General features: G+C 73.1%; 1 protein-coding gene. It reads right to left on the bottom strand.

What is annotated here, in order from left to right; translation table 11 throughout:
• On the bottom strand, positions 1–783 hold a 783-nt coding region (locus tag G3576_RS31000), incomplete at both ends, for a hypothetical protein (RefSeq protein WP_456237363.1).

The following is a 783-nucleotide window of genomic DNA, read 5'->3' as shown; positions in this document are numbered from 1 at the left end:
GCGACCTGGGTGGTGGTGAGGCCGCTGACCTGGGTGGAGGTGAGGCCGGCGAGCTGGGTGGTGGTGACGGCGCCGAGCTGGGTGGTGGTCAGGGCGGCGAGCTGGGTGGAGCCGAAGCCGCGGAGCTGCGTCGTGGTGAGGACGCCGATATCGGTGGTCTCGAGGGCGGCGGCCTGCGTCGAGGTCAGCGCCGAGAGCTGGCCGGAGGTGAGGCCCGCGACCTGCGTCGTGGTCAGCGCGGCGAGGTCGGTGGTCTCCATGCCGCGGATCTGCGCGGTGGCGAGAGCCCCGATGGCGGTGGAGGACAGCGCGCCGAGCTGCGTCGTGGTCAGCGCCGCGATCTGGGCGGAGGTGAGCGCCGAAGACTGCGTGGAAGACAGCGTCGAGAGCTGGGTGGTGGTGAGCGCGCCGATCTGGGTGGTGGTGAGCGCGCCGAGCTGGGTGGAGCGGAGGCCGGCGAACTGGGTCGTGGTCAGCACGCCGAGATCGGTGGTTTCCAGCGCCGCGGCCTGGCCGCTGCTGAGGGCACCGAGCTGGGTGGAGGTGAGGCCGGCGACCTGGGTGGTGGTCAGCGCGGCGAGGTCGGTGGTCTCCATGCCGCGGATCTGGGCGGTGGAGAGGGCGCCGATCTGCGTCGTGGTCAGCGCACCGATCTGCGTGGTGGTGAGCGACGCCACCTGGCCGGAGGTGAGGCCGGCCACCTGCGTCGTGCCGAGGCCGGCAAGCTGCGTGGTGGTCAGCGCCGCGACCTGCGTCGTGGTGAGGCCGCCGGCCTGGGTGGAG

This window comes from Falsiroseomonas algicola, from assembly GCF_011040385.1.
In the GTDB taxonomy this organism is placed as follows: domain Bacteria; phylum Pseudomonadota; class Alphaproteobacteria; order Acetobacterales; family Acetobacteraceae; genus Falsiroseomonas; species Falsiroseomonas algicola.
The sequence above is the reverse complement of the archived record's forward strand: the minus strand, read 5'-3'. Positions and strand labels throughout refer to the sequence as shown.